This is a genomic window from Microvirga sp. 2YAF29 (assembly GCF_052114605.1).
Taxonomy (GTDB): Bacteria; Pseudomonadota; Alphaproteobacteria; order Rhizobiales; family Beijerinckiaceae; genus Microvirga.
In genome coordinates this window covers 185843-208380 of sequence record NZ_JBFRFB010000001.1, presented here as the reverse complement: position 1 = coordinate 208380, position 22538 = coordinate 185843, and the positions used below count along the sequence as shown (strand labels likewise).

Sequence of the window (22538 nt, the reverse complement as noted above, 5' to 3'; positions counted from 1 at the left end):
GCTGGGAAGCCTTTGTCCCGCTCTCCTGATTGTGAGAGGGGCGGATTTGGAGATTCCCGCTTGCGTGTCTATATGCAAGATCAAGGAGTTAAGACCCATGCCCATGAAAGCGAGTTCAGCCAAATTCGCGATCGGCCAGGTGGTCAGGCATCGCCTGTTCGATTTCAGAGGACTTATTTTCGACGTCGACCCCGAATTCGACAACACGGAAGAGTGGCTGATGTCGATTCCGGAAGAGGTGCGGCCCCACAAGGACCAGCCCTTCTACCATCTCTTCGCCGAGAACGCGGAAACCGAGTATATCGCCTACGTATCAGAGCAGAACTTGCTGCCGGACCATTCGGTAGAGCCCCTGCGCAACCCGATGATCGAGGAAATGTTCATCCGGGACAAGAACGGGGCCTACAAGGCCAAGCCCATCCTCGCCAACTAAAGCGGGGGTCAGAAATAAAAACGCCGGGCAATTGAGCCCGGCGTTTTTATTTTGTCTTTTGGTCCAAAGCTTACGGCTTGGGAGCGGCCGGCGCACCCGGGGCCGGAGCAGCGGCGCCACCCTGGCTCTGGAGCATCTTCTGACGCATCTCTTCGCTCTTCTTCTGGAGCTCTTCCTGAAGCTTACGCTGCTGCTCTTCGAGTACCTTCGGGTCGATCGGAGCACCATCGAAGGACTTGGCGAAGCCGGCAGCCGGAACGGCGAAGGTGATCTCGCGGCCAGCCTGGTTCTGAACGCTGACGTTGAGGTTCGCGCCCTTCTTGAGGGAAGCGATGAAGTCGTCCTTCACCTGTGCCTCGGCGAAGCAGCCGTTGGGCAGGCACATCACGTAGCGGCCGGCAACAGCCTGGCCCTGATCCACCGTGAAGCGCAGGCCAGGTGCAAGCAGCAGGCCGAGCGGCATCACGAAGCGGACAACCTTCTGGGGCTGCTGGCCCTTGATGTCGTAGACGGCGAGCGCGAGAACCGGCTGGCCCTGGTCGGATACGAAATCACGGGTGGTGTAGCAGATCTCGGTGTTGGTGTTCTGGTCCTTACCGCAGACCTTGGTCCATTCCGGCTGCGAAGGCTCAGCCTTCACCTGGACGACCGTGGGGCCGCTCTGCTGCTGAGCCGGCTGGCCAGCGGCGGGAGCTGCCGGACGGGCAGGCTGCGCGGCGGGAGCTGCCGGGCGCGGCTGCGCCGGGGCGGTCTGAGCAAAAGCGGGTGCGCTCACCAGAAGAGCCAGGGCGGTTGCCAGGCCACGGGTACCCCCCAGGCTCGCGATACGTGCCGCGAATGACATGTCGTTGATCCTCTTCAGTCGAAAGGTCGGCTTTTGAGTGAGCCGTTTGAATTCGGTGTTCTTAAACCTGTAACGGGACGGTGAATCTTTGCCGATTGCGGCGAAGACATGACGTGTGGCGCTCCTTTAACCTTTCATGTGCTAGGTTTCCAGTCACTCGGAACAACTTTCTGTACAATATTGCCCGGGAGCCTTGTCTCGCCCGGCGAAAGCACCATGGCACGAAAGATCATAAGGCTTTTACCGTTGCTTGTGGCCTGCATCTGGGCCGTTCTCACGCTCTTCGGCGCCGCAAGGGCCGAGGAAGCAGTGCGTCATGGTATCGCCATGCATGGCGAGCCCGCCCTCCCGCCAGGTTTCGAGCACTTGCCCTATGCGGATCCGGAAGCCAAGAAAGGCGGACGAATCACGCTTGCCCTCGAAGGCAATTTCGACAGCCTCAATCCCATGATTGTGATCGGCGTAGCGCCGGATGTGGTGCCGCGCTACGTCCTTCAGAGCCTCATGATGCGCTCGGCCGACGAGCCGTTTACAGTCTATGGCCTCGTCGCGCGCTCAGTCGAAATGCCAGAGGACAGATCCTCCGTGACCTTCAACCTGGACCCGAGAGCTCGCTTCTCGGACGGCCATCCACTGACGACAGAGGATGTCCGGTTTACCTTCGAGGTCCTGAAGAAGAATGGGAAGCCCTTCCACCGCTCCAGCTTCGGGCAGGTGAAGGCTGTGGAGATCGTCGATCCGCACCGCATCCGGTTCGATCTCTCGGGCGCCAATGACCGTGAGCTGCCGTTGATCATCGCCACGATGCCGATCTTCGCGGCCCACACCACCAATGCCGATACTTTCGACCGCACCACCCTCACCCCACCCATCGGCTCCGGTCCCTACGAGATCACCGAGGTCCGCCCCGGTGAGCGGGTCACGCTGAAGCGGCGCAAGGATTTCTGGGCGAAGGACCTGCCGCTGCTGCGCGGGCTCTATAACTTCGACGAGATCCGCTACGACTTCTACCGGGACGCCAACACCCTCTTCGAAGCCTTCCGGGCTGGTCTTTATGATTACCGGCTCGAAGGCGAGCCGGGCCGCTGGGCTACGGGCTATGACTTTCCCGGCATCCATAATGGGCGGATCGTGCGGGAACAGGTGCGAATCCAGGTTCCTAAGGGTATGAACGGGCTGGTTTTCAACACCCGTCGCCCAATTTTCAAGGATCCGAAAGTCCGCGAAGCTCTGGGCTATCTCTTTGACTTCGATTGGCTGAACCGCAATCTCTATTACGGCCTTCTGACGAGGGCAGACAGCTACTTCGCCGATTCGGAGTTGTCATCCATCGGGCGGCCCGCCGACGAGCGCGAGCGCGGGCTACTCGCTCCATTCCCTAATGCCGTTCGATCCGACATCATGGAAGGACAATGGGCTCCGCCCTCCTCAGACGGTTCGGGCCGTGACCGCACGGCGGCTCGCCATGCTCTCGCGCTGCTGGAACAAGCTGGCTGGATTTTAAAGAATAATGTGCTGCGCCGGAAGGACACCGGAGAGTCTTTTGTCTTCGAAATGCTGGTCAATTCAAGCGCGCAGGAGCGTCTAGCACTTAACTTCACCCAAGGTCTCCAGCGAGTTGGAATCCGGGCTAACGTGCGCAACGTCGACAATGTACAATACTGGCGCCGCTTGGCCCGATTCGAATTCGATATGGTGCAATGGGTATGGCCGGCCTCGGCCTCTCCCGGTAACGAGCAGCGCAACCGATGGAGCTCATCCGCAGCCGAAAGGGGCGGTTCTCTCAACCACTCCGGATCAGCCTCTCCTGCGATAGACCGCCTAATCGATGCACTACTGGAGGCAAAAAGCCGAGAGGATTTTATTTCGAGTGTGCGAGCCCTCGACCGAGCGCTTCTTTCCGGATTTTATGTCGTGCCCTTATTTTACGTGGGAGAGCAATGGCTTGCTTACGATAGCCGACTAAGGCACCCGAAACATATTCCTTTGACTGGCTTTAACCCTTTATCTGGGGTCAATATCGACAGCTGGTGGCGTGTCCCAGATTGATGGATTTCGAAACAAAACAACACCAACTGTTGAGCTTCCATTCATGCAGCCGATGCAACTAATCTGGGCCCCGGACGTTTATCGGGGTGTTTCCCGTCTCAGCTGTCGCGTCTAAACAGGGTGTTGCCATGAATGGAATGCAGAAGGTTCTCGTCGTGGATAGCGGCGAGCGCGCTCCTGACAGCGCTCTATCGGCAGAACTCGCCGGTATGGGTTACGCCAGCGTCACGGCTCCTTTTGAAGCCGCCGATGACGTGCTTGCGTTGATTCCTAGCCCAGCCGCCGTTGTCGTGCAGATGCCTTATCAGGCTGATTGGTCCGAGCGGAAACGTTTCCTCGAACTCGCTTCTCGCTTGCGCAAAACGTTGTCCGCAAACAGCACGCCCGTAATTATCACAGGTGGCGTTAGCGGTGCCGCGACCATGCTCCAGAACGAGTTGAGGACGCGCGCGGTTGCAGCTGCCGAAATGTAAGCACTGAGTTTTAGAGAAGCTCGAAGGCCCTCGCCTCCGTGGCGGAAGCATCCTCGCCAGAGGTGAACACGGCGCTCGTTCTGCCTGCCTGCACAGCGTCAAGCGATCGATAGACCGCAACCGTACTTCCAGGCCCGCCGCCTGTATGTCCGGCAACAGTTTTTCCCGTCGTCGTCTCGCCCTTCATCATGCCCAGCCCGTAACCCGGCACTTGCCAGGGCCGCCCTTCGATAGGTCCGCCGAGGACATGCGCAGATAGCATCTCTTGCAAAATCCTACGAGGCAGCAACACACCCTTCATGAGCCGATGAAGCAGGAGAGCGGCATCACCAATGCTGCCAACGAGCAGACCATGATACACCCAGCCGGGGTGATAGCCCTGTGCCGATCCCATCATGACATCGTCGAGATCATCCGGCTCTACCGCGACCCTTGCACTATGTATGTCGAGCGGGTCGAACACCAGTTCGCGAAGAGCGACGTCGAGCTTTCGTCCTGTCAGATCCTCGATGATCTGCCGAACGAAGAGATAGCCGATATTTGAATATTCCCAGCCCTCTCCCGTGACATAGCGCAGACGCCCCGCGTCGGTTTCGTCAAGAAGCTTCGAGACGGACCAAGGCTCGTCGTCGCGTGCCACGGCCTCATGATAGGAACGGAACGAGCCGTAATCCGCGAGGCCGGAACGATGCTGGATGAGATGGCGCAGTGTATAGGGCTTTCCGTTCAGTGGCTCATCGAGGCCAATGGAGCCTTTCTCCACGAGCACCAAGGCAGCAGTAGCCAAAACGGTCTTGGTGAAGCTCCACCACGGCACGCGGCGATCCGCGTGATGCGCCTCCACGACCTCGCCATTCTCAACGACAGCCCAGGCTTGGATACTCACCTCAAGCTGCCTTCTTCTCCGCAATGCGGACAAGGCTGCGCAGGATCGTGGTCGAGGCCTTGATACGTTCATCCGGCGTTTCGACATCGCGCACGAACACGACCTTCATATCCGGGCGGACCTTCGCGAAGGAGGCCTGCTCGGTCACGTAGGAAATGAGACCGGCTGGATTGGCGAAGGAATTGTCCCGGAACGAGACGATGATGCCCTTCGGACCGCCATCGACCTTTTCCACATTGGCACGGCGGCACAGAACCTTGATCGCCATGATCTTGAGAAGCTGGTCAACTTCCGACGGCACCGGCCCGAAACGGTCGATGAGTTCGGCGCGGAATGCATCGATCTCGCCATCCGTCTCGAAGGTCGAGAGGCGGCGATAGAGTCCGAGCCGCAGTTGAAGATCGGAAATGTAGCTCTCGGGAATCATCACCGGCGCTCCTACAGCAATCGACGGCGACCATTGATCCTCCGTCGGCTCCTCGATGCCGGCTTTCAGCTGCGCCACGGCTTCCTCCAGCATCTGCTGATACAGCTCGTAGCCGACTTCCTTGATATGGCCCGATTGCTCGTCGCCGAGCAGGTTGCCCGCGCCGCGAATATCGAGATCGTGCGTGGCGAGTTGGAAGCCTGCTCCCAGCGTGTCCAGGCCTTGGAGCACTTTGAGGCGGCGCTCCGCCTGCACCGTCAGCGGTTTGTTGGCGGGCACGGCGAATAGCGCATAGGCACGCGTCTTCGAGCGGCCCACGCGGCCGCGCAACTGATAGAGCTGCGCCAGGCCGAACATATCCGCACGGTGCACGATGAGCGTGTTGGCGGTCGGAATATCGAGGCCCGATTCCACAATCGTGGTGGAGAGCAGAATGTCGTATTTGCCTTCGTAGAAGGCCGTCATGACGTCCTCGAGCTGTCCCGCCGCCATCTGGCCGTGTGCCACTGCCACCTTCGCCTCCGGCACTTCCCGTTCCAGGAAGGCCTTCACCTCGCCGAGATGATCGAGGCGCGGCACGACGTAGAACGCCTGCCCGCCTCTATAGCGCTCGCGTAGAAGCGCCTCGCGGATCAGCAGCGGATCGAAGGGCGTGATGAAAGTTCGCACCGCGAGGCGATCCACCGGCGGGGTCGTGATCAGCGACAATTCACGAACGCCTGTCAGCGCAAGCTGCAAGGTGCGCGGGATCGGCGTCGCCGAGAGCGTCAGCACGTGCACCTCGGCGCGAAGCTCTTTCAAGCGCTCCTTGTGGGTCACGCCGAAATGCTGCTCCTCGTCCACGATGATAAGACCGACATCCTTGAACGCAATCGACTTGCCGAGCAGCGCGTGGGTGCCGATGACGATATCGATGGACCCGTCTTTCAAGCCTTCCTTGGTCTTCTTCATCTCTGCTGCGGGCACAAAGCGGGAAGCCTGCCCGATATTGAGGGGCAGGCCACGGAAGCGCTCGCAGAAGGTCTTGTAATGCTGGCGCGACAGCAGCGTGGTCGGCACGACCACGGCCACCTGCTTGCCGCTCATCGCCGTGACGAAGGCTGCACGCAACGCCACTTCAGTCTTGCCGAACCCGACGTCGCCGCAGACGAGGCGATCCATCGGGCGACCCGATGCCAGATCGTCCAGCACCGCCTCGATGGCGTTGAGCTGATCCTCGGTCTCGTCATAAGGGAAGCGCGCGGCGAACTCGTCGTAGAGCCCGTCCGGCGGGATGAGACGCGGCGCATCCTTGAGGATGCGGGCAGCGGCGATCTTCATGAGCGCGCCCGCCATCTCGCGGATGCGCTGCTTCATGCGGGCCTTACGCGCCTGCCACGCACCGCCACCGAGCTTGTCGAGCTGGACTTCCGTCTCTTCCGAGCCGTAGCGGGTCAGAAGCTCTATATTCTCCACCGGCAGGAACAGGCGGTCGCCACCGGCATAATGCAGCTCAAGGCAATCATGCGGCGCGCCCGCAGCCTCGATGGTTTTCAATCCTTCAAAGCGCCCGATGCCGTGATCCACGTGCACCACGAGATCACCGGGCGTGAGCGCAGCAACCTCCGTGAGGAAATCCTGCGGACGCTTGGACTTACGCTTCTGCCGCACGAGACGGTCGCCGAGAATGTCCTGCTCGCTGATGACGGCAAGGTCCGCCGTCTCGAATCCATGCTCCAGCGGCCAGATGCCGACCGGCACTTCATTACGCGGATAGGCCATCGCCTCAGAGAAGCGCCCGATCGGCTTGGTCTGGCGAAGGTCGTGGTCCTGCAGCACATGGCACAGACGCTCTCGCGAGCCTTCAGTCCATGCGCCAAGAATGACGCGACGCCCATTGGATTGCTGCTCGCGGATATGGCGGATCACAGCCTCGAATACATTTGCGCTCTCGTCGGCCCGCTCCGCGATGAAGTTGCGGCCTTGGCGCGCGCCGCAATCGACCGAGATGCGCGGTGCTCCCGATTCAGGTGCTGCAAACGGCGTCAGGCGTGCAAGAGGCAGTTTGGCGGTGCGCTCGGCCCATTCATCCGGCTTGAAGTAGAGCATGTCCGGCGGCAGCGGCCGGTATGGCGCGACGCCCGGCTGGTTCTGGCCCATGCCTTCGCGGCGGGCGTCATAGTAATCCTTTACCTGGGATAGGCGCTCGCCGGCAGCATCATCGGCCAGGGCATCGAACACGACAGGGATGTCGGGGAGATAATCCAGCAGCGTGTCGAGGCGGTCGTGGAACAGCGGCATCCAGTGCTCAAGGCCAGGGTATCGCCGCCCCTCGCTGATCGCCTCATAAAGCCGGTCGTCACGCGTCGGTGCACCGAAGGCGGCCACATAGGCCTGACGGAAACGCTTGATGCTCTCGGTGGTGAGTTGCACCTCGCTCATGGGCACAAGGTCAAGGGAGCGGAGCGTGCCGACGGTGCGCTGAGTCTCGGGATCGAAGGAGCGGATCGATTCAAGCGCGTCGCCGAAGAAGTCGAGCCGCACGGGATTGGGGAGCCCCGCCGGATAAAGATCGATGATGCCTCCGCGAACCGCGTATTCGCCGGTGTCCCGCACTGTGCCAGTGCGCAGGAAGCCGTTCGCCTCCAGCCAGTTGATGAGCAGGTTCGTATCGACCACGTTGCCGGGGGCGGCGGAAAACGTCTCCGCCGCGATGCGGGCCCTCGGCGGGACGCGCTGGACCAGTGCGTTCACGGTGGTCGAGAGAATGCGCGGCTTCTCTTCAGAAGTTTTGGAGCGAGCGAGCCGCGCCAGCGTCGTCATGCGCTGCGCCGTGATCGCGGCATTGGGCGACACGCGGTCGTAAGGCTGGCAATCCCAGGCCGGGAAGGTGAGAATTTCGATTTCCGGCGCGATGAAGGCGAGGCTGCTGGCGAAGTTCTGCTGCCGCTGTCCATCGCGGGACACGTGCACCAGCACGGCAGGGCCTTCCACGTGGCCCGACAAGCCCCGCGCGAGATCGGCTACGGCGAGCGCATCGAAGCCGTCCGGCACGCTGGACAGCGTCAGGCCTTGGCCTTTTTTCAGGGCATCGAGAGCGCGGGCGAGTGCGGATTTCATGGCGGCTTGTCAGGTCAATGGAAGGAGAATGCGGGCATGAAGGCCCGATTCAGTCGGCTGAAGCGCTCAAAAACGGCTCAGCTATGAATGGGCGATGAATGCGTGTGGAAGGCTTTCAGGCGGCGGAACAGGGGCGTGTCATAGTTGGAGGGTGTTTCCAACTCGCCCGTGACCCAGCCCAGGAGGTCCCTGTCCGTCACCTCGATCAGGCGCTCGAACTCGGTCAAGTCCTCTACCGAGAGGTCGCTGATCTCGGCATCCGCGAACTGGCCCATGATCAGGTCCATCTCCCGCATGCCCCGGTGCCAGGACCGGTAGAGGATCTGCTTGCGGCGGACATCGAGGTCGGCGCTGCTGCGTGTCGTTCCGCTCATGAAATGCTCCGATCGGGTGAAAGATACCGTCGCCTCCGGGCGCCTTGGCCGCTATATAAACATCTCCCTCCGACTTACTACCCGTTTGATGTCCTTGCGTCCTTCGATTCTCGATCCCCTCTTCGCCCCAGCCGCCACCCTCCCCGGCGTCGGTCCGAAGATCGCTCCGCTCCTGGACCGCCTCCTCGGCGAGCCGGGCAAGCCCGCGCGCGTCATGGACCTGCTCTTCCATCTGCCGAACAGCGGCATTTCCCGCGAAATGAAGGGCGCCATCGCCGATGCGCCCGTGGGCGAGCCGGTCACGCTCTCCGTCACCGTTGCAGCCCACCGCGCACCCCTGCCAGGCCGCCGGGGGCCATACCGGATCCTGGTCGAGGACGAGACCGGGGACGTGACGCTGGTCTTCTTTAACGGCAATAAGGGCCGCCTGGAAAAGCTCCTGCCGGTCGGCGAGCAGCGTTATGTGTCGGGCAAGATCGAACTCTGGGAAGGCCGCCGCCAGATGGTCCACCCGGATCGGATCCTGGACGACAAGGGCCTGGAAAGCCTTCCCGCCGTCGAGGCGGTTTACGGCCTGACTGAGGGCCTCTCCTCGCGGATGGTCGGCAAGTATATGGGAGCTGCCATCGAGAAGGTGCCGCTTCTGCCCGAATGGCAGGATGCCGCCTGGCTCGACCGCAACAGCCTGCCCGATTTCCGCACCGCCCTTTTCGCGCTCCACCGCCCCGACAATGCGGCACAGCTTTCCGAGGAGGCACTCGCCAAATCCACGCCCCGCCGACGCTTGGCCTATGACGAGCTGCTGGCCTCCCAGCTGGCGCTAGCCCTCGTCAGAAGCCGGATGCGGCGGCTGCCGGGACGTGTGAATGCAGGCGACGGGCACCTCGTCGAGAAGCTGCGGAACGCCCTGCCCTTCGGGCTCACGAACGCGCAGGCGAAAGCGATGGAGGATATCCGCCACGATCTCGTCTCCGACAAGAAGATGCTGCGCCTGCTCCAGGGCGATGTGGGCTCGGGCAAGACCGTGGTCGGCCTGCTCACCATGGCGAGCGCCATCGAGGCTGGCCGACAGGCCGCCATGATGGCCCCGACTGAAATCCTCGCCCGTCAGCATTACGAACGTTTGGCGCCCATGGCCGAAGAAGCGGGCCTTACCATTGCTCTCCTGACCGGACGTGAGAAAGGCGTTGCCCGCCGGAACGTACTGGAGGGGCTGGCGAATGGCGCGATCCAGATTGCCGTCGGCACTCATGCGCTATTTCAGGAAGGCGTGGTGTTCCACGATCTCGGGGTGGCTGTTGTCGATGAGCAGCATCGCTTCGGTGTGCATCAACGCCTCGCGCTCGGCTCCAAAGGCGAGGCCGTGGACATCCTCGTCATGACGGCGACCCCGATCCCGCGAACCCTGGCCCTCACCTATTTCGGTGACATGGACGTCTCCGTGCTGGACGAGAAGCCTGCTGGCCGCAAGCCCATCGGGACCAAGCTCATTTCCATCGACCGCCTGGATGAGGTGATCGGCGGCATCGGGCGGGCCATCGCCAATGGCGATCAGGTCTATTGGGTCTGCCCGCTAGTCGGTGAATCCGAGTCCATCGACCTCGCAGCCGCCGAGGAGCGCTTCGAGATGCTGCAAGGCTTCTTCGGCGACAAGGTCGGCCTCGTCCACGGCAAGATGGCCGGCAAGGATAAGGATGCCGCCATGGAGCGGTTCTCCAGCGGCGAAACCAAGGTTCTCGTTTCCACCACCGTGATCGAGGTAGGCGTCGATGTGCCCAATGCCACGATCATGGTGATCGAGCATGCCGAGCGCTTCGGCTTGGCGCAGCTTCATCAGCTCCGGGGCCGCATCGGCCGAGGCTCAAAATCCTCCACCTGCCTGCTGGTCTACAAGGGCCCTCTCGGTCAAGTGGCCCAGGCGCGCCTCGAAATGATGCGCCAGACCGAGGACGGCTTCCGGATCGCCGAGGAGGATCTGCGCCTGCGTGGCGAGGGTGAGGTTCTGGGAACGCGCCAGTCGGGAACGCCCGGCTTCAAGCTGGCGAGGCTTGAGGTGGATGGCGATTTGCTGGGTGCGGCCCGGGACGACGCCCGGCTGATCGTGGACAAGGATCCCGAACTGCTCAGTGAGCGCGGGCAAGCCCTGAGGGTGATGCTCTATATGTTCGAGCGGGACTCGGCGATCAAGCTCTTGCGGGCTGGCTAGCCATCGGATCCAAGCACTTCACGTCATGGCCGGGCTTGTCCCGGCCATCCCGATCCGAAAAGCGCTGTGCTTCAAACAGTCGGGATCACCGGCACAAGGCCGGTGATGACGTGGGAGAGTGTCATTCCCGGCCGGAGCGCAGCTAAAGGGAGGGGAATCCATAGCGCTGCGCCTGCGGGTGGATCCTCTTCTCTCGCTCCGCTCGCCGGGGATGAGATCGTATCCTGAGCCTCGTCATGCACTCAACGGCCACCTGCCATGAGATCAAATTCACCTGAATGGGCCCATCTGCGACCGCTTTCCCTTTTTTAGAGCAATTTAAATGTGCTAACCCTCTGCCAGCCGCCGGCGCATCGAAGCCGGTGTCGGATGAGGATTATGTCGAAGCTGTCGCCGTTCCCCCGCCCCTCCGCTCAAGAATCCCAGTCGCAGTCGCTAAATCTGAGCCACCGCCCGCGCCGCAACCGCAAGGCTGAGTGGTCGCGGCGGTTGGTGCGGGAGAACGTCCTGACCACGAACGACCTGATCTGGCCGATCTTCGTCGTGGAAGGCACGAGCGGGCGCGAGGCCGTGGCTTCGATGCCGGGCGTCGAGCGCCTGACCATCGGCGAGGCTGTCCGCGAAGCCGAGCGCGCCGCCGCTCTCGACATTCCCGCCATCGCCCTTTTTCCCTATACGGACCCGGCCCTTCGCGATCCGACCGGCTCCGAGTCCCTGAACAGCCGCAATCTGGTCTGCCGCACTGTACGCGAGATCAAGCGCGCTGTTCCCCATATCGGCATCATCTGCGACGTGGCGCTCGATCCCTATACCAGCCACGGCCATGACGGCGTGATGGATGGTGAGCAGATTCTCAACGACGAGACCGTCGCCCTTCTCGTTCGTCAGGCCATGCTCCAGGCTGAAGCTGGTGCTGATGTCATCGCTCCGTCTGACATGATGGACGGACGTGTAGCCGCCATTCGCGCAGGTCTCGACGAGGCAGGCTTCTTTGATGTGCAGATCATGGCCTATGCGGCGAAATACGCGTCCGCCTTCTACGGACCGTTCCGCGACGCCATCGGCACCTCGGCAACGCTCATCGGCGACAAACGGACCTACCAGATGGACCCGGCCAATACGGACGAGGCCATCCGCGAGGTTGCGCTCGATCTCGAAGAGGGCGCGGACATGATCATGGTCAAGCCGGGCATGCCCTATCTCGATATCGTGCATCGCGTGAAGGAGACCTTCGCGGTTCCAACCTTCGCCTATCAGGTCTCCGGCGAGTATGCGATGATCCAGGCCGCTGCCAATAACGGCTGGATCGATGGTGAACGCGCCATGATGGAAAGTCTCCTCGCCTTCAAACGTGCCGGTGCCGACGGCATCCTCACGTATTTCGCGCCTCGCGTCGCGGAGAAGCTGAAGACCCAGGCCTGACCGTTTTATAGAGTCCCCGCGTGACAAGTTCAGGCCTCCTTCGGGTCGGGCGGTTCGCCGCCTGCCTTCTTGGCCTTTGCTTTCTCGCAGCATGCGGGTTTTCCATCGATGCGGAGCAAGCCCGGGTTTGCCGATCCACTCTTCCGGCGCTCAATTCCGGCTCGACGATCACCGTCGAGCGCATGCAGGCCGGCCCTGTCCCGCGCAGCCTTCGCGTTATCTACCTGGCTCAATATCCCGACCGTCCGCCGCTGGAGCGTTTCGCGATCTGCCAGTTCGCGGCAGAAGGCTTGTCGATCAATAAGGCCGAACTCATTGGACTGGAGACGGAGGAAGGCCCGGTCTCGGGCGCCAGCCTCTACCTGCTGAAGCGCTATTATCTTGAAACTCCAGAAGGCGTGTCCGCCGATCCGGGCAGCCGGCCCGATGTGGACGTGATCGGGGTGCCATCCGCTGTCGCCTATTGGCTGCAGCAGCTCCTCGTCAGCATGCCGCGTACGGCAATCTATGCCCTGCTATCGGTGGCCTATGCCCTGGTTTTCGGCATGAGCGGGCGCATCAATCTCGCATTTGGCGAATTGGCGGCCGTTGGCTCGGCGGCGACGATTGCCGGCGCTTCCATCCTTCTCGCATCAGGTATCACTTCGCCAATTCTCGGCCTCGCCGCCGGATTGGCTGCGGCTCTCTTTGCAGCTGCCCTGCACAGCGCCGTAGGCGGCCACCTTACGATTGGGATGATCACCACCAAAAGCTCACAGCCCAGCCTGATCGCGACTGTCGGACTGTCGCTTGCACTCATGGAATACTTACGCCTCGTGCAGAGCCCCGTCACCGTCTGGCTGCCACCGATCTGGTCTGATGCCTGGGCGCTGGCGAGGTCCGGCGATTTTCTCGTGAGTCTGACACCGATCAGCGCGGTCACCGCGGGAATCGGCCTGGCTGCGGGCCTCGCCCTGCTCTGGATCATGAAATTCACCGGCTTCGGCCGGGCGTGGCGGGCTTATGCCGACGATTCCCGTGCCGCCTCCCTACTGGGCGTGAACGGACCTCGGCTTTTCATCCAAACATTCGCGCTGGCGGGAGCCATGGCTGGGCTCTCCGGTCTTCTGATTGTGGCCCAATATGGCGGATTGGGCTTCGCGGGCGGCTTCCAATATGGCCTCAAGGCTCTCATCGGAGCCATCATCGGCGGAATCGGCTCTATCCCAGGCGCTATGTTAGGAGGTTTCATTGTGGGATTGTTCGAAACCCTCTGGTCGGCTTATCTACCCATTGAAGGACGCGATATAGCCCTCTATGCCGCGCTCGTGGTCTTTCTGATCTTCAGGCCCGGCGGCCTGCTGGGCTTTCAGGATCCAACACCAAGGCCCGTTTAAGGGCTATAATGAACGACGACCGGAGGAAGACCTTGGCCAATTACGCCATCACCGTAGAGGACGTGGAGCGTGCCGCCACCGTGATTCAGGGGCAGGTTCTGCGCACGCCGCTGGTCCCCGCGCCCCGCCTGTCCCAGCTCACCGGCGCGACTGTCTGCGTGAAGCACGAGAATATGCAGCCCACAGGCTCCTTCAAGGAGCGCGGCGCGGTGACGAAGCTGGAGAGCCTGACCGATGAGGAGCGCAAGCGCGGCGTGATCGCCATGTCCGCCGGAAATCATGCTCAGGCCGTCGCCTATCACGCCCGCCGCCTCGGCATTCCGGCCACCATCATCATGCCGGAAAGCGCCCCTCTGGTGAAGGCAGAGAACACCCGATCCTATGGCGCGAAGGTGATCCTGTTCGGCGAAACTCTCTACGAATCCGCCGCGAAGGCCAATGAGATCGCCTCCGCAGAAGGGCTCGTCTTCGTTCATCCTTATGACGACCCCAAGGTCATGGCGGGTCAGGGCACTATCGCGCTTGAAATGCTGGCCGATGCGCCAGATCTCGACCAGATCGTCGTTCCCATCGGCGGCGGCGGGCTGATCTCCGGCATCACGATTGCCGCCAAGGCGATCAAGCCCTCCATCGAGATCATCGGCGTGGAGGCTGCCCTCTACCCGTCGTTCCGCAATGCGATCCGGGGCGAGAACCAGCCCATCGGCGGCGCGACTTTGGCCGAGGGTATCGCCGTAAAGACGGTGGGGCAGCTGCCGCTGCCTATCGTGCGCGATCTGGTGTCCGAGATCATTGCCGTGGACGAGCCTCTGATCGAGCGCGCCGTGAACGCCTATGCCACCCTCCAGCGCACCATGGCGGAAGGCGCCGGCGCGGCAGGTCTCGCCGCCATGCTCGCGCAGCCCGAGCGCTTCGAGGGCAAGCGCGTGGGCCTTGTGCTGTGCGGCGGCAATATCGACGCCCGCATCCTGGCCTCGGTCATGGTGCGAGAGCTGGAACGGGACGACCGCATCGCCTCCTTCCGCATCACCTCCAATGACAGGCCTGGCCTGCTCGGCCGCGTAGCGACCCTGCTCGGAGCCTTGGGCGCCAATATTCTGGAGGTTTCCCACGGGCGGCTCTACCTCGATGTGCCCGCCAAGGGCGTTTCCATCGACATCACTATCGAAACTCGCGACAGACAACATACATTGGAGGTGTTCGAGGCCCTGGCGGCGGAAGGACTCGAGCCTAAGCGGGTCGATTCCCGAGGCCTGTCCGAAGCCGCCTATTGAGGATGAAACGATGGTCAACCAGCCCTACCCGCCCACCATGGGATACCGCCCGTATCCCCTGGATACCCGCGCCACGGAAGGTGTCATCGCACGGCGCTTCTGGGCCTATCTCATCGACCTCCTCGTCATCGCCCTGTGGGTGTCGCTAGTTTGCATCGGGATTCTTCTTCTGGGCTTCGTCACTTTCGGCTTGGGCTGGGGTCTATTCGCTTTCCTCCCCCTCACCGCCCTGGTCTTCATCGTCTACAACGCGGTGACCATCGGCGGCGCCTCGCAGGCGACCGTCGGCATGCGGACCATGGGCCTCAAGGTCATCGATCCGCAGACGGGCCGCGGCGCCTCGATGCTCTCGGCTGCGGTCCATGCGCTCTTCTTCTATGTGGCGATCTCGACCTTCCTACTCTGGGCCTGCGATGTGGTCGTCGGCTTCGTGCGGGACGATAGGCGTTTTATCCGCGATCTTTTGACCGGCATGATGATCGTGCGGGCCTAGAGCATCGTGCGCAAAAGTGGCCCCGGCTTTGCGTGAAAACGATGCTCTGACTCAGAGAAAAGGCATCGGATTGATCCAAAAAGTGCAGATCCACTTTTTGGTCCGATGCTGTAAAGCACAAAGACGCGATGTCCTGTCACTTGCTCTGGACGCGGCGGGCACCAATGTTATCCTTGAGCGTTGATTCAGTGCTCAAGGTTTCTCCACAGGGCTTGCCGGCTTGACGAGTCACTCCCGCGACGCACCGCAATTCTACCTGACCTCGCCGTCCGCCTGCCCGTACCTGCCGGGCAAGGAGGAGCGAAAAGTCTTCACGCATATCGTGGGACGAAGGGGCCGGGAGTTGAACGAGATCCTGACCCAGGGCGGCTTCCGCCGCTCGCAGACCATCGCCTATCGGCCCGCCTGCGATACCTGCCGCGCCTGCGTCTCCGTGCGTGTTCTCGTGAACGAGTTCGAGCCCTCGGGCAATCTGCGTCGGGTCTTGAAGAACAATGCCGATCTCATCGGCAGCGACATTCCCAACCGTCCAACCTCCGATCAATACTCGCTCTTCCGCCGCTATGTGGATTCCCGGCATGCGGATGGCGGCATGGCCGACATGACCGTGCTCGACTATTCCATGATGGTCGAAGACAGCCACGTGGACACCCTGATGATCGAGTATCGCCGCCGCGGGATCGACAGCGGGATCACAGGCAAAGGCGAAGGTGATCTGATTGCTGTCAGCCTCACCGACGTGATGAGCGACGGCCTCTCGATGGTCTATTCCTTCTACGATCCCGAGCACCAGGACCGCAGCCTCGGCACCTTCATGATCCTCGACCACATCCGCCGCGCAAGGGCGATGGGCCTGCCCTATCTCTATCTCGGCTATTGGGTCGAGGGCTCGAAGAAGATGGGCTACAAGGCCCGTTTCACGCCGCAGGAGCGGTTGGCACCGACCGGCTGGGTGCGTTTCGAATAAGGCAGCCGCGTATCGTCCATACGAGCTGTGTTCTTCAATTTCGTCCTATGCCAATCTCCACTCGTAACCTGCCGCGACTCGGCAGCGCTCAGGACAAGGAGCAAAGCATATGCGCCTCATCGGCATGCCCGATTCACCCTTCGTGCGACGCGTCGCGATTTCGATGAAGGTCATGGACCTGCCGTTCAAGCATGAGGCCGTCTCGGTTTTCCGCCATTACGACACGTTCGCCGCGATCAATCCGGTAGTGAAGGCGCCGAGCCTCGTGCTCAATGACGGCACCGTGCTGATGGATTCACAGCTGATCCTTGAATATATCGAGCGTCTGGCGCCGCCCGAACGTCTCTTCACGCCCGGGAACGACAGAGACTATGCTCGACACCAGCGCATCATCGGCCTCGCCCTGGTCGCTGCCGAGAAGACCGTTCACGCTCATTACGAGGACGTCCAGCGACCTGCCGACAAGAAGCACCAGCCCTGGCTCGACCGGATCGAAGGCCAGCTCCGCACAGCCTATGATCTTCTGGAGAACGAGATCGACTCCACGCAGGAATGGATTTTCGGCAGCCGCTTCTCGCAAGCCGACATCACGACGGCCGTCGCATGGCGTTTCACGCAATATGTGCTGAAAGGTTTTTTATCCGCAGAGAATTATCCTGCTCTTACCGCCTTATCGGAGCGCGCCGAGGCGTTGCCCGAATTCATCTCGACGCCGCTTGATTAGCGTCTGCTGACAGGCCCACTCGGAGCAACGGGTAGAACGGAACAAATCCCTTAAAAGGTGTCATCCCGAACAAAATGCAGCGCCGATCTGGGATCTTTATCAGAAAAGAGAGCTGTCATCCGGGGCCGCGCCGTAGGCGTGGAAACCCATAATCACAACGCTGCCAGAAAGAGCGCAACGGAACCCGCTCGTTTCGTTCTGTAACTGCAGTGGGTATGGGTTCCGGGCTCTCGCTATCGCTCGCCCCGGAATGACAGAGGGGTAGCTCCATCCGGCACCCGATCCCGGATCGGCTTACGCCGTCCGGGATGACTGCTTATTGCTGATTACTCGCCGAACTTGTTGGACTTCGGGAAGCCCTTCGGCGGCAGGCGGCCTGCTTCGGTACGGTCGCCCATCCAGTCACGCAGGTCTTCCTTCGCGACGGTCCAGGTGCGGCCAGCCGTGTCCTTCCAAGTCAGGCCTTCCTTCAGCTTGAAGACCTTGGCATCGGAGATACCACCGTCCTTGTAGCGCTGGAGGCGCACGCCCTTGCCTCGGGTCATCTTCGGCACCTGCTTCGCGGGGAAGATCAGGAGTTTGCGGTTCTCCCCGATGATGGCGACGTGATCGCCTTCGGCATCGGCGCAGACGACCATCAACGAGGGCGCGTCGAGATTCAGAATCTGCTTGCCCTTGCGGGTGTTCGCGACGGTCTCGTCGGCAGGCACGATGAAGCCTCGCCCATCGGTGCCTACCACGAGCAGCTTCGTGCCCGCTTTGTACGGGAAGGCGGAGATGAAATCGGCGCCCTCCTCAAGATCGACCATCAGGCGGATCGGATCGCCGAAGCCGCGACCGCCCGGGAGTTTCGACGCGTCGAGCGTGAAGAAGCGGCCATTGTTCGCCGCCACGATGATCTTGGAGGTCGTCTCGGCGAAGAACGAGGTCTTGAGCTTGTCGTCGCCCTTGAATTGCACCGAGGAGATATCCTCCTGATGCCCCTTCATGGCGCGGATCCAGCCTCTCTCGGAGACGATGACCGTGATCGGCTCGCGCTCGATCATGGCCTCCGCGAAGTCGATGTCGGAGGTGTCCGGCGCTTCGGCGAAGGTGGTGCGACGCTTGCCCAGGGCCGTATCCGGTCCGAAGGTCTTGCGCACCTCCTTGATGTCGGCGGCGACGGCCTTCCACTGGATCTTCTCGGAATCGAGAAGCTCTTCGATCTTGGCCTTCTCGTCCTGTAGGGTCTTCTGCTCGCGCTTCAGCTCCATTTCCTCGAGCTTGCGAAGCGAGCGCAGGCGCGTGTCGAGGATGGCGTTGGCCTGGACCTCAGTGAGCTGGAAGAAGCGCATCAGCTCCTGCTTCGGCTCATCCTCTTCGCGGATGATTTTGATCACCCGGTCGAGGTCGAGATAGACGATGAGCAGGCCACCCAGGATTTCCAAGCGCCGGTCGATGGCGGCCAGACGGAACTTAGAGCGGCGGATCAGCACCTCGCGGCGATGATCGATCCATTCGCGCAGGCACTCGCCAAGGCTCAGCACCTTCGGCACCTTGCCGCCGGCGAGCACGTTCACGTTCATGGGGATGCGGCTTTCAAGCTCGGTAAGCTTGAACAGCGATTCCATAAGGATGATCGGATCGACGGTTTTCGCGCGCGGCTCCAGAACCACGCGGATATCTTCCGCCGATTCATCGCGCACGTCGGCGAGCAGCGGCAGTTTCTTTTCCTGCAGAAGCTCCGCGATCTTTTCGATCAGGCGGGACTTCGGCACGGAATACGGAATCTCAGTGACGACGATCTGCCAGTTTCCGCGTCCCAGTTCTTCCTTGTTCCAGCGCGCACGCACGCGGAACGAGCCGCGGCCCGTGTTGTAGGTCTCGATCATCGAGGCCGGCGTATCGACGATGATGCCGCCGGTCGGAAGATCCGGACCCTGCACATATTGCATCAGCTGTTCGGTCGTCGCACTGGGCTTCGTGATGAGATGCAAAGCCGCATCGCACAGCTCCGCCGCATTGTGCGGCGGGATCGAGGTCGCCATACCAACCGCGATGCCCTGGGAACCGTTGGCGAGCAGGTTCGGGAAGGCGGCGGGCAGAACCACCGGCTCTTCGTTGGCCTGATCGTAGGTCTCGCGGAAATCGACGGAATCCTCGTCGATGCCTTCCAGAAGAAGCCGCGCCACTTCCGTCAGCTTCGCCTCGGTGTAGCGCATGGCGGCGGCGTTATCGCCGTCGATATTGCCGAAATTGCCCTGCCCGTCCGCCAGCGGATAGCGCTGGGCGAAATCCTGCGCCATGCGCACGAGCGCGTCATAGATCGATTGGTCGCCGTGCGGGTGGTACTGACCCATCACGTCGCCGACGATGCGGGCGCATTTCTTCGGTGCGGATTTGGGGTCGAGCTTCAAGAGCCGCATAGCATGCAGGATGCGGCGGTGGACGGGCTTCAACCCGTCTCGCGCGTCCGGCAGCGCACGGTGCATGATGGTGGAGAGAGCGTATGCGAGATAGCGCTCTTCCAACGCATCCTTGAGATTGATGTTCTCGATCTCGCCGCCAGACGGTGGATTGACCGGCTTACCCATGAATTGAAATCCTCAACTGCGAATCGCTTCTTTATCACCTGAAATGAGAACATAACAGAAACATTAGGATGTTTGTTGTTAGTTATTGTTTTTGGCTGTTTCGCCGGGTACCCGGCGCCATCCTTAAAAGCCAAAACCTACCAGCCTCTTGCCTCTCCAGCAGTCGCAAGTGCGACGAAACGCGCCCGCTCCTCTGGAGCCCTCTGCCCCTGGGGATCGAACACGTTCTGATGCAGGAAGAAATCGGTGAGCGCAAATCCGGCCCTGATCTCCTCGTCTCCGGGCCGGTTGGACCGGGACTGGCCGATCAGGAAACCCGGAAGCCTGAGAAGACGGTCCTTGTAAGGCTCTCCGGCATCCGCACTCACCGCCCGCCCGCTTTTTGGCGAGACGTAGGTGAGGTCCCGCTCGGTGCCCGTGGCGGCGCAGGAGGACAGGTCCAGCCCGAAGCCAAGCTCGGCAAGCATGGCAAGCTCGAAGCGTACGAAAAGCGCGGGCGCCAGATCAGGATCGTCCAAATGATCCACCAGAACCGTCAGGGTTTCGTAGAGGGCGAAATGCGGGTCTCGCTCAGGCACGTAGCGCAACAGATGGGCCAGGGCGGCAAGGCCATAGAGCGCCATGGACGAGTTCATGAGGCGCGCGGCCCGTGAAGTCGTGCCCTCCACCTGGAATGCTCCAAGGTGCTCGTCGAGCCGCGCCCGCCATGTCGCCTGCACGGTATTCCCAGGCTGTAGGACCGGCTGGAGAGTCTTGGAGCGCCCACCATGGACAAGCCCCGAATGGCGGCCATGCTCGCGCGTCATCAACTCGAGGATGACGCTCGTTTCGCCATGTTTACGGACGCCGAGAACGACGCCTTCATCGGTCCATTGCATGTGCTGAGAATGCTCTCACGGGCGGTTTTCGAATGCTCCCGGAATGTAAGCATTTGAACGGCATTTTTCCATATTTTCCAAGAGCATCAGGCAAATTTCTTAAAGAACCGTCCAACATCGAATTTCCCGAAAATTGGAACCATCGGGACACCTTGGCATTCACGAACATCTTATTCTTCCACGAGTGAAATTGAGGATCATGAAGATTTCCAACCTGTTCCTTGCCAGTACCGCACTTCCTCTCATGCTGCTGACGGCGAATGCCTCCCCGCTTCCGACACAGGCCTCCAATTCCATTCCGGTCGCCCAGGCAGAGCCCGCGGAGCCGGGCCAGCTGCCGCCTCGCGCCCGCCCTGGCCAAGGTGGCGATGACGATTCACGCCCCCAGCGCAGGCAGGGACGCCCTGGCGCGAATGAGGAAGGCGGCCCACGTGGTCAGCGCGGGGGCGGCGGACAGGACGGTGCCCGCGAAGCTCCCCGGGCTCCTCGCGCCACCAGCCCCGAGGATGGCTCGGCCGCGCCACGCCCCAGTCGGGAGCAGAGGCCGCCGGCCGAGCGGCCGGCGACGCCTGAAGCCCCGTCCGAAGCTCCGTCCAAGCCGAGCCCCGCACCCACTGAACGGGCGCAGCCGCCGGCGGATTCTCCTGCCCGGCCTCAGCGTCCCTCCACTCAGGAGCGTGAGCAGGCTCCCCGTGAGCGTCCTCCTGCCGAGCGTCCACGTCCGCAGCAGACGCCGGACACACCGGCTCGCCCGGCGGGGCCTGCCCCTAGTCCGACGGCGCCTCCAGCAGCAACGCAGGAACAGCGCCCCTCGCCGGGCGCGCCGCGTCCTGCAGAGACCGGTCGACCGGGCCGGGACGACCGGCGAACACCCGATCAACAGCGCACCCCGCCGGCACCGCCTGCCGCCACTGAGCCCCCGGCCCCGTCACGCCCGGCTCCTCCGGCACCCGCTGCGCCGCAAACGCAGCCTGGCACGCTGCCCGCACCGACTCCGCCCGCACTTGCCGCACCACAGACACGGCCAGGCGCAGCGGCGCCCACCGCTCCTCAGGCGGCGCCAGGTACGGCACAGCCGCTCGATCCCGCCCGTGTGCGGATCGACGATCTGCGCAACCAGCGCCGGGAACGTCGTGAAGGCGATCGCGTGATCATCGAGGAGCCCGGCAATCGAACCATTATCCGCCAGGGCAATGATGTCATCATCCGCCACGACGAGAGCGAGCGCTTCCGCCGCATTTACGGCGCGGATGATGTCCGCGTGGAGCGTCGCGGAAACAACGAGCAAGTCACCATCGTGCGCCGTCCTGACGGTTCGGAAATCGTCTCGGTGCGTGACGACGACGGCAACCTCATCCGCCGTATCCGCCGCGAACCCGCCGGTCGCGAGGTGGTGCTGATCGAGAACCGCCGCAGCGGTATCGGCGTGCGTCCTGGTTACGGCTATGTCGAGGAAGAGGTTCTTCGCCTGCCACCGCCAACCGTCCGCATTCCGCGTGAAGAGTACATCGTTGAGACCGAGCGTGCCTCCGAGGCCGATATCGTGAGAGCTTTCACCGCGCCGCCGGTGGAGCGTATCGAGCGGGCCTACACCCTCGACGAAGTCCGCCGCAGCGAGCCCTTGCGCGAGCGCATGCGGCGCGTCGATGTGGACACGATCAACTTCGACTTCGGCTCGTGGGAGCTTCCGCGCGATCAGGTGAACTCGCTCGGAGCCATCGCGGAAGGATTACGTCAGGCAATCTCGCGCAATCCGAACGAGATCTTCCTCGTCGAGGGTCATACGGATGCGGTGGGTTCGAACGAGGATAACCTCACGCTTTCCGACCGGCGCGCGGAAACCGTCGCAACGATCCTGTCGCAGCAATTCCAGATTCCGGCGGAAAACCTGACCACACAAGGTTACGGCGAGGAATACCTGAAGGTGAACACGCAAGGTCCGGAGCAAGCGAACCGCCGCGTTACGCTTCGCCGCATCACCCCGCTGCTGCAGGGGCAGAACCAGCAATAAAGACAAAAGCCGCGAGAGGGCGAAACCTC

General features: G+C 62.0%; 17 protein-coding genes. 11 read left to right on the top strand and 6 right to left on the bottom strand.

The window, feature by feature from the left end; genetic code table 11:
* Positions 1-103 precede the first annotated feature (103 nt).
* Entirely contained in the window at positions 104-433 is a 330-nt protein-coding gene (gene hspQ, locus AB4Y85_RS00955) for a heat shock protein HspQ (protein ID WP_441983228.1), read from the top strand.
* 70 nt (positions 434-503) lie between these two features.
* On the opposite strand, the gene AB4Y85_RS00950 is transcribed toward hspQ, so the two are convergent.
* A complete protein-coding gene (locus tag AB4Y85_RS00950) occupies positions 504-1277 on the bottom strand; it encodes an invasion associated locus B family protein (RefSeq protein ID WP_441982971.1) in 774 nt (257 codons plus the stop codon).
* Positions 1278-1493: 216 nt separating this feature from the next.
* Between AB4Y85_RS00950 and AB4Y85_RS00945 the strand changes: the two genes are divergently transcribed.
* Positions 1494-3326 (top strand): extracellular solute-binding protein, encoded by a 1833-nt coding sequence (locus tag AB4Y85_RS00945; RefSeq protein WP_441982970.1) that lies wholly within the window; start codon positions 1494-1496, stop codon positions 3324-3326.
* A gap of 128 nt (positions 3327-3454) precedes the next feature.
* Positions 3455-3799, top strand: coding sequence for a hypothetical protein (locus tag AB4Y85_RS00940; RefSeq protein WP_441982969.1), 345 nt, complete (start codon positions 3455-3457; stop codon positions 3797-3799).
* 10 nt (positions 3800-3809) lie between these two features.
* Here the strand turns inward: AB4Y85_RS00940 and AB4Y85_RS00935 are convergent, their stop codons facing one another.
* The 3 genes from AB4Y85_RS00935 to AB4Y85_RS00925 all read right to left on the bottom strand — a co-directional run bounded on the left by AB4Y85_RS00935 (position 3810) and on the right by AB4Y85_RS00925 (position 8585).
* Positions 3810-4685: a serine hydrolase domain-containing protein gene (locus AB4Y85_RS00935; RefSeq protein WP_441982968.1), complete on the bottom strand. Its 876-nt coding sequence runs from the start codon at positions 4683-4685 to the stop codon at positions 3810-3812.
* A gap of 1 nt (position 4686) precedes the next feature.
* Positions 4687-8211 (bottom strand): transcription-repair coupling factor, encoded by a 3525-nt coding sequence (gene mfd / locus AB4Y85_RS00930; protein WP_441982967.1) that lies wholly within the window; start codon positions 8209-8211, stop codon positions 4687-4689.
* A 77-nt stretch (positions 8212-8288) separates the two neighbouring features.
* On the bottom strand, positions 8289-8585 hold the full coding sequence (locus AB4Y85_RS00925; protein WP_441982966.1) for an FAD assembly factor SdhE: 297 nt from the start codon (positions 8583-8585) through the stop codon (positions 8289-8291).
* 88 nt (positions 8586-8673) lie between these two features.
* Here AB4Y85_RS00925 and recG point away from each other — a divergent pair, with 88 nt between their 5' ends.
* From recG to AB4Y85_RS00890, 7 genes are all read left to right on the top strand, one after another.
* Positions 8674-10791, top strand: coding sequence for an ATP-dependent DNA helicase RecG (gene recG, locus AB4Y85_RS00920; RefSeq protein ID WP_441982965.1), 2118 nt, complete (start codon positions 8674-8676; stop codon positions 10789-10791).
* Positions 10792-11169: 378 nt separating this feature from the next.
* Entirely contained in the window at positions 11170-12213 is a 1044-nt protein-coding gene (gene hemB, locus AB4Y85_RS00915; RefSeq protein WP_441982964.1) for a porphobilinogen synthase, read from the top strand.
* A gap of 20 nt (positions 12214-12233) precedes the next feature.
* Positions 12234-13589 (top strand): branched-chain amino acid ABC transporter permease, encoded by a 1356-nt coding sequence (locus AB4Y85_RS00910; protein WP_441982963.1) that lies wholly within the window; start codon positions 12234-12236, stop codon positions 13587-13589.
* 8 nt (positions 13590-13597) lie between these two features.
* Positions 13598-14863, top strand: coding sequence for a threonine ammonia-lyase (locus AB4Y85_RS00905; protein ID WP_441982962.1), 1266 nt, complete (start codon positions 13598-13600; stop codon positions 14861-14863).
* Positions 14864-14873: 10 nt separating this feature from the next.
* Positions 14874-15356, top strand: coding sequence for an RDD family protein (locus AB4Y85_RS00900; RefSeq protein WP_441982961.1), 483 nt, complete (start codon positions 14874-14876; stop codon positions 15354-15356).
* 220 nt (positions 15357-15576) lie between these two features.
* On the top strand, positions 15577-16323 hold the full coding sequence (locus tag AB4Y85_RS00895) for an arginyltransferase (protein WP_441982960.1): 747 nt from the start codon (positions 15577-15579) through the stop codon (positions 16321-16323).
* Positions 16324-16432: 109 nt separating this feature from the next.
* Entirely contained in the window at positions 16433-17047 is a 615-nt protein-coding gene (locus tag AB4Y85_RS00890; RefSeq protein WP_441982959.1) for a glutathione S-transferase family protein, read from the top strand.
* A gap of 326 nt (positions 17048-17373) precedes the next feature.
* On the opposite strand, the gene parC is transcribed toward AB4Y85_RS00890, so the two are convergent.
* Together parC and recO are read right to left on the bottom strand one after the other, a co-directional pair.
* Positions 17374-19620: a DNA topoisomerase IV subunit A gene (gene parC, locus AB4Y85_RS00885; RefSeq protein ID WP_441982958.1), complete on the bottom strand. Its 2247-nt coding sequence runs from the start codon at positions 19618-19620 to the stop codon at positions 17374-17376.
* Between the two features lie 137 nt (positions 19621-19757).
* Positions 19758-20498, bottom strand: a complete 741-nt coding sequence (gene recO / locus AB4Y85_RS00880) for a DNA repair protein RecO (RefSeq protein ID WP_441982957.1) — start codon at positions 20496-20498, stop codon at positions 19758-19760.
* A gap of 199 nt (positions 20499-20697) precedes the next feature.
* On the opposite strand from recO, the gene AB4Y85_RS00875 reads away from it, so the two are divergent.
* Positions 20698-22509, top strand: a complete 1812-nt coding sequence (locus tag AB4Y85_RS00875) for an OmpA family protein (protein ID WP_441982956.1) — start codon at positions 20698-20700, stop codon at positions 22507-22509.
* The last annotated feature ends 29 nt before the right edge of the window (positions 22510-22538 follow it).